Annotated in this window: 5 protein-coding genes; 1 reads left to right on the forward strand and 4 read right to left on the reverse strand. The window is 46.2% G+C overall.

The window, feature by feature from the left end:
* Positions 1-139 precede the first annotated feature (139 nt).
* Entirely contained in the window at positions 140-2,956 is a 2,817-nt protein-coding gene (locus ACEW9J_RS09165) for a cation-translocating P-type ATPase (RefSeq protein WP_373544827.1), read from the forward strand.
* Between the two features lie 85 nt (positions 2,957-3,041).
* Here ACEW9J_RS09165 and ACEW9J_RS09170 read toward each other — a convergent pair whose 3' ends face one another.
* From ACEW9J_RS09170 to ACEW9J_RS09185, 4 genes are all read right to left on the reverse strand, one after another.
* Entirely contained in the window at positions 3,042-3,575 is a 534-nt protein-coding gene (locus tag ACEW9J_RS09170; protein WP_373544828.1) for a hypothetical protein, read from the reverse strand.
* A gap of 196 nt (positions 3,576-3,771) precedes the next feature.
* Positions 3,772-6,006, reverse strand: a complete 2,235-nt coding sequence (locus ACEW9J_RS09175) for an FUSC family protein (protein WP_373544829.1) — start codon at positions 6,004-6,006, stop codon at positions 3,772-3,774.
* Positions 6,007-6,180: 174 nt separating this feature from the next.
* Entirely contained in the window at positions 6,181-7,089 is a 909-nt protein-coding gene (locus ACEW9J_RS09180) for a cation diffusion facilitator family transporter (protein ID WP_373544830.1), read from the reverse strand.
* 104 nt (positions 7,090-7,193) lie between these two features.
* Positions 7,194-7,659: MFS transporter (locus ACEW9J_RS09185; RefSeq protein ID WP_373544831.1), on the reverse strand; the 466-nt coding region annotated here is incomplete at its 5' end.

A 7,659-nucleotide genomic window follows, 5' to 3' on the forward strand; every position in this document is an offset into this window, starting at 1 on the left:
GATTAGAAATCTTGCTTGTATCTCCTTTGAGCTTAACTAAAAATTATCATTGGCGATCGTCGCTAGACGACGCGCTTCGAGTGAGCGTGCTTCGAGATTCGCTCACTCGATCGTATGACTTATTCAGCAAGCCCTAATTATGACCTTATCCTTATTAACTCACCCTAAAACAAGCAAGCTGCCAGTAGTTACCGAGCTAAAACCTACTTGGCAGACGCTGACTATTGCTCAGACGTTGACACAACTCGAAACAGACGATCGAAGAGGTTTAACCGATCGACAAATAATCGATCGACAGCAAGAATTTGGCGCAAATGAATTAGTCGCTGCGCTTAGTCGGCAATGGTGGCAGATTCTCCTCGAACAATTTACCAATATTATGTTGGTAATGTTGATGGTTGTGGCGGTAGTTTCTGGTATCTTTGATTTCATAGAAATTCAGGCGGGAAAGACGAGTGGATTGCCATTTAAAGATACGATCGCAATTCTATCGATCGTCATCTTGAATGGGATTTTAGGCTATTTCCAAGAAAGTCGTGCCGAACAAGCATTAGCCGCACTCAAACGCATGGCTGCACCCAAGGTGAGGGTACTGCGTGACAGTAAGATTAGTGAAATTGATGGGCGGGAATTAGTACCTGGAGATGTGATTCATCTCGAAGCTGGAAATCAACTCGCCGCAGATGCTCGTCTACTTGAGGCGGTACAACTCCAAATTCGAGAATCCGCCCTCACAGGGGAAGCCACGGCTAGTAGTAAAACCGCCGAGACAGAATTAGCCGCCGATACACCTTTGGGCGATCGAGTAAACTTAGTCTATCAAGGCACTGAAATCACGACAGGGCGAGGGATTGCAGTTGTCACCGCCACAGGGATGAATACCGAACTCGGTAAAATTGCCGCGCTATTACAAGGTGTCAAAAATCAGCCGACTTCCCTCCAACAAAGATTGACACATCTGGGAAATGTGTTAGTTATGGGAGCATTAGCAATTGTCGCCCTCACGATTATTGGCGGAATGTTGCCCGACTTGCTCCGAGGCTCCTTCAATCTGACTACTTTAAAAGAATTAGTCAAAACCTCCCTAAGTGTGGCTGTAGCAGTCGTTCCCGAAGGATTACCCGCCGTCATTACCATCACCCTCGCAATGGGTACCCAGCGGATGGTGAAACGCCAAGCTCTAATCCGCAAACTCCCTGCGGTAGAAACCCTCGGCGGGGTGACGATTATTTGTTCTGACAAAACAGGCACCCTCACCCAAAATAAAATGGTGGTGCAACAGGTGGCTACCTTAACGGCTGAATATCAGATTGGGGGCGAGGGCTATATTCCTAATGGTGAGTTTCAACTCAATGGTAAACCCATCGAGCCACTCACAGATCCAGCTTTAAAAGGCTTACTCTGGGGCTGCGCTCTCTGCAATGATGCGGTGTTGCAATATGCCGATAACCAGTGGAAAATTTTGGGAGATCCGACAGAGGGAGCTTTACTCGTACTCGCTCACAAAGCCGGAATTGAAGCAACCGCCGAGAATTATCCTCGCGTCCAAGAATATCCATTCGATAGCGGTCGCCAGCGGATGAGCATCATCTGCGAACAGTCCCCATATTACCTATTATTCGCCAAAGGCTCGCCCGAATCAATCCTCGATCGATCCACCCATACTCTCGTCGAAGATCGGTATGTGGAATTGACAGAGATCGATCGACAAACAATCCGCAACCAAAACGCCCGTCTAGCGACTCAAGGACTGAGAGTCTTAGGTTTCGCCTATCGCTATTTCCCCCACCTTCCTGACGCAGATAACGCCGAATCAGAACTAATTTGGGTCGGTTTAGTCGGAATGCTCGATGCCCCACGCCCCGAAGTTCGTGCTGCTGTTGCTACCTGTAAAACTGCGGGAATTCGGACGATGATGATTACAGGCGATCATCCCTTGACGGCGCGGGCGATTGCTACCGATTTGGGCATTGCTCCAGCGGATAGCCAAGTGGTGAGCGGCAACGACATCGCGCAGATGGACGATACAGCTTTAGGACAAGCGATCGATCGAGTCAGTGTCTATGCCCGTGTCGCTCCCGAACATAAATTACGCATCGTCAAAGCCTTACAACAACAGGGCGAACTAGTCGCGATGACAGGGGATGGGGTGAATGATGCCCCCGCATTGAAACAGGCAGATATCGGCGTAGCAATGGGGATTACGGGTACTGATGTCAGCAAAGAAGCTAGCGACATGGTGCTGTTAGATGATAATTTTAGTTCGATCGTCGCCGCAGTTGAAGAAGGGCGGATTGTCTACACCAATATTCGCAGGTTTATCAAATACATTCTCGGCAGTAATATCGGTGAAATCCTCACCATCGCCGCCGCTCCGCTGATAGGTTTGGGTGGTGTGCCGCTCTCACCCTTACAAATTCTGTGGATGAATCTAGTCACCGATGGGATTCCCGCGCTGGCTCTGGCATTGGAACCAGGGGAGCCAGATGTGATGCAGCGAGAACCATTTCAACCCAGTGAAAGCATTTTTGCCAGGGGTTTGGGTGCGTATATTATTAGGATTGGATTAGTATTTGCGATCGTCACGATCGGGTTGATGAAATGGGCTTTCGATCGCACCCACACAGTCGGTTATCCTGGCGATCCCGATACCTGGAAAACGATCGTCTTTACTACTCTCTGTATCGCCCAAATGGGTCACGCTTTAGCTGTACGCTCTGTGAATAAACTAGTTATCGAAATCAATCCATTTAGCAATCCACTATTATTGTGGGCGATTCTGGGCACGATACTATTGCAGTTGGCGGTGGTTTATATTCCACTATTGCGATCGTTTTTTGGGACTCATCCCTTGAGCTTATTTGAACTGGGAGTCTGTTTTGGTTGCAGTTTACTGATATTTATCTGGATTGAAGGGGAAAAGTTATTTGTACGGTGGTTTCGATCTAAAAGTTGACAGTAGCAATTGCAATCGTGTCATAGCAATCTACTACTTACGCGATCGACCAGTTAGTAAGTAATATTGACATCTAACGCCTAAGCTAGATAATATAGACCTGCCTTACCTCATAAACAAAATCCGGTTCGTTAATGTATTGCATGGCCTTGTCCCACAGTGGGTTTGTACGGTCGTAAAGATTCTTTGCAAGTGCCTTTATCTCTGGTGGTGCGTCGTCCCGAAAATAGTCTTTGTTGTTTCGATTTTTATCGTAGCTGACACCTGTTATCTTGAATTTCGACGCTGCCACGCTCTTGGATTTCTGCTGCTCTATGTCTTTGTGTGCGGTTTCCCACGTTATGGCTCGCATCATCAAGTAATACCCGCGCTCATTAAATTTGCCATCAATAGTGTGCGCGGATTTGGGGGTATATTGCGGTTGTATTCTTTTTTTATACAGGCTACCTACGACGAATCGGAAATGTAAATTATCCGAGGACATCTCATAGCGTCGGCAATCGACAATATCTACCCAGTGCCCTTTTGCTTGGGCAAGATGCTTCTTCACAAAGAGAACTGCATAGGCTTCTTCGGTGTGGGCGTATTCAAGGTATTTTTTAAGTAGCCTGTCGTCCATAAATCAAGATGTCTTGGAATCCGTGCATGGTGCCTAACTCTAAACTATCTTAATTTTAGCTCTAAATACTTGCCGATCGATTGGACTTGTTACTACCATTGATGAATTAGCTGTTCCACCAGGTAATCACCTAGAAAAGATTTCTGGAGATCGAGTGAATCCAGTCGCTCTTTTGGAGAATCGGTAATCTGTTGGTTTAAATATTGCCAGCAAGTTTTAGTCGGACTATCGCTGAGTGCATCGCCGCCAACCGTCGCACAATTTGGTCGATCTCCAAATCGAGAATGCTATAGTCGATGACTGCTTGACGAGTTGATGTATTGCCTCTATGGATTTCTAATTCGCTCATTCGGGCTGTTCGCAATGCTTGTAAATGCGGTTGAATTCTTTGCAGCATTGTGTCCAAATCGGGCAAAGGTGGTGGGATAATTTCCCGATCGACTGCATCAGCCAACTGCTCTAAAACTAGCGAAATTTGGCGGACAAAGGTTGCTAATTCCGGCAGGGGTACCGTCAATTTAAAGTGTTCGAGATGTGCAGCTAAGACTGTGATGGCACTGGTAAAACGTCCTAGATATACGAGTAGTGTCATCCCTGGTTCGACTAATTCTGGGTGCATTTTCGGTTCGCGGAGCAATCCTTGGAATGAGGCTTGGGCATTGCCGATCGCCAGTCCAGTTTGTCGTCGTTGCGCGATAATCCTCGCGTCATACGCCTCTGTCCCCTCATAAACAGACATGACATCATTAAAGTAGGTTTGGGACTCTCTCAGGGCAGTGGCGAGTTGGCTGGGAAACCTGTCGCGTTCCCAATTCGGCCAGATAAAGTAATGACTTGCGAATGCCAATCCCGCACCAATTAAAGTATTCAACACGCGAATCTCAGCAAATTGCCAACCTGTAGAATTACTGGTATCGGTAATCAGCAAGATAAATATCGACAAGGACACCACTGAATAGCCATAGTTGAAACCAATTAGGGCAACGCCAAAAAATACTGTGATGACAATAATGATGTCTAAAATCGGCTTACTGGCGATCGCCACCAAGATAATCGCGGCTACTACCGCTCCCAAAATTGTCCCACCAACTCGCTGAAAAAATCGCTGAAAAGTTCCGCCCAAGTTCGGCTTGAGGACTAGCATCGTGGTAAGCGTAATCCAATACCCCATTGGTAAATTGGTAATGCTATACAAGATGACACCGACACTGAGACTGACCCCCAGCCGGAGCGCATGGCGAAAGATGGCCGATTCTAGAGTGCAGTTTTCCTTGAGTAAACTTAACAGCGATTGCCGTTCGGCTTTAATTAATAGTAGCGGTTCTGCATGACGTTGACTGGTGTTGCTGGGTTCTAGCAGCGATTTAGCCGACTGAGCCGTATATTGTAGTTGCTCGATCGGTTTGGCGATCGTTCGGACTAAGCTACCCAGTGCCACAAGCTGTGTGTAGTCTGTTTCCATCCCCACGCTGGACTGTTTTAGCGCACCCCGCAGCAAATTTTGTCGTTCTTTCAACGCCTCATAGATCCGGCTGAGATTACCGAGATCGATGCTAGCAGACTTACCAGATATCACTTTGGCGATCGATCGAAACACGATCGACATTTGGGTGAGGGCATCGTCTATTAAGTATCGAACCGATAGATATTGCTGTTGGTGGGAGTGAGTTTCGAGTAGTTCTGTGAGGGCAATTACCGAGCCGAGCAAACGATCTCCATCCTGAATTAGCACGAGTAGCTGCTCGTCCATCCAACTTTGTGCCGACTGTCCAATGCGAGCTGTGCCTAAAGTAGTACGAGCGGTTTCTAATGCTTTTCTAACGTCTAAAATATTTGCAGTTGTGACCGATCCACCTTCAAATGTCTTAATATAGTCAGAGAGCGCGTTGAAACATTCAGCTACCACAATTCTGAGCGTGTAATAAGGTCTGAACGGCCACAGTCCCAGTGAAAGTAGCATCGCCCAGCCACCAGCAATGAGACATAATAGCGATCGCATCAATGCTACATTTAAGTCTCCTGGTAGCGCGATCGCGGAAATAAAGGATGTCCCAACTACTAATCCGACATTGGCACCAGTATTACCGTACAGCGACGCAAAACCTGAAGCCAGTCCCCACAAAAATGTCAGGATAACAGCCAAGATGGGGATGCTAGCGACCAGAGTACCGATAAATACCGAGATGGTGATGCCTAAAGTGGCGATCGCCATCGCCCTAGCTTTAATCTGGTAAGAGCCAGCAACGTTGGCTAAATTGACAAAATAAGCGATTAAACCCACAAATAAGCCGCTTTCTCTTTGGTCGATGAATTGCCCAATTAACATCGGAACTCCCAATGATAGTGCAGCCCGCAAGCCATTCGCGATTGCTGGTTTTCCTGGCTCTGACTGGATGAGAAACTTCAGGAAATTATTTCGGTTTAATTGCATTATTTTTGTGGATGAAACACAAATCATAGAACCCACATTTCGCACGATTTAAACCGCTGATTAGTCTATTCCAAAGTATTTCTAAATCTATCGGCAATCCGTTTGATAAATCCAGCAATCGGCACAGCTAAGAGCAGTCCTGCGGTTACATTAGTAAGAAAGCATCGATATTACCTAAACATGACTCTCTGATTCTAAATGACAGGGATAATCGGGATGACCTGTTTCGATTTGTAGTGTTGAGTGGTCGATCCCAAAATAACTGTGGAGAGATGCTGAGGTATCGGTGAGAAATCGATCGCTCATACATCCTTCCGGCATCACTAAATGCGCTGTGAGAGCGGTTTCAGTCGTGCTCATCGCCCAGATATGCAGATCGTGAACTCGTATCACCCCTGGTAACTCATCCAAGAAAGTCCGCACTGCGATTGGCTCTATCTGTTTGGGGACTCCATCTAAGATTAGATCCAGAGCCTCTCTAAATAAATTCCAAGTCCCAAATACAATTACCACAACGATAATCAAACTAATAACTGGATCGAGCCATAGCCACCCTGTCAGCAAAATCGCGATGCCAGCAAACACCACTCCGACTGAAACCAGCGCATCAGCCGCCATATGCAGAAATGCACCACGAATATTGAGATCGCGTTCTCGTCCTGACATAAATAACAGGGCGGTAATAGTATTGATTAATACCCCAATTCCTGCGACCAAAATCACCGTACCACCAGCAACAGGACTGGGATCTGACAAACGACGAATTGCTTCCCAAGCAATGCCCCCCATTGCTAACAGTAACAGAATCGCATTTAGTAAGGCTGCCAAAATTGAGGAACGTCGCAGTCCGTAAGTATACTTGCGATCGGGGGGACGCTGGACGAGATAACTTGCTGCCCACGCCAACAATAGTCCCAAAACATCGCTGAGATTATGTCCAGCATCTGCTATTAATGCTAATGAATGGGAAATCGATCCAAACCAAGCTTCAACTAATACAAAGCCAATATTCAAACTCGTACCGATTAAAAAGGCTCGATTATATGTTTTAGGAACATGACTGTGCTGGTGAGGATGAACCATCGCAATGACCTCAATAAATAGAATAAACGTCTAGTGCGATCGATTGCACTTTTTCAATTTCTACCGAACTCGAAGCGCAAGCGCGACGACAAGTCGTTCGATGACTAGTTCCTGAATCTTGAAATATAGATCGCCACAACTAACGCAATAATGCCACTTAATAAAAATGTTGTGGATGCACCAGCATAAAACCAGATTAGTCCAGCGAAAGAACTCGCGAGTAATGTAGCAATACTTTGAAATGCAGTATAAGTACCGATCGCTGTTGCTGTATCATCTGGGTGGCAAATATTCGTAATCCACGCTTTGGCAATTCCTTCTGTCGCTGCTGCGTATACTCCATAAATAGCGAATAAAACTAGGAAGGCTGAATTGCTGTTGGCATAAGCCATGCCTACATAAACTATTGCAAATAGAATTAATCCCGACACTAAGATCTTTTTCATGCCAATTCTATCTGCTAAAGATCCTAGAGGATAAGAGGAAATAGCATAGATTAAATTGTAGAAAATGTAAGCCCCGATCGCCGATGTGTCTCCAAGTCCTGCTTCTTTGATTTTTAGTAGGAGA

Origin of the sequence: Chamaesiphon sp., from assembly GCF_041737865.1 — a bacterium.
In the GTDB taxonomy this organism is placed as follows: domain Bacteria; phylum Cyanobacteriota; class Cyanobacteriia; order Cyanobacteriales; family Chamaesiphonaceae; genus Chamaesiphon.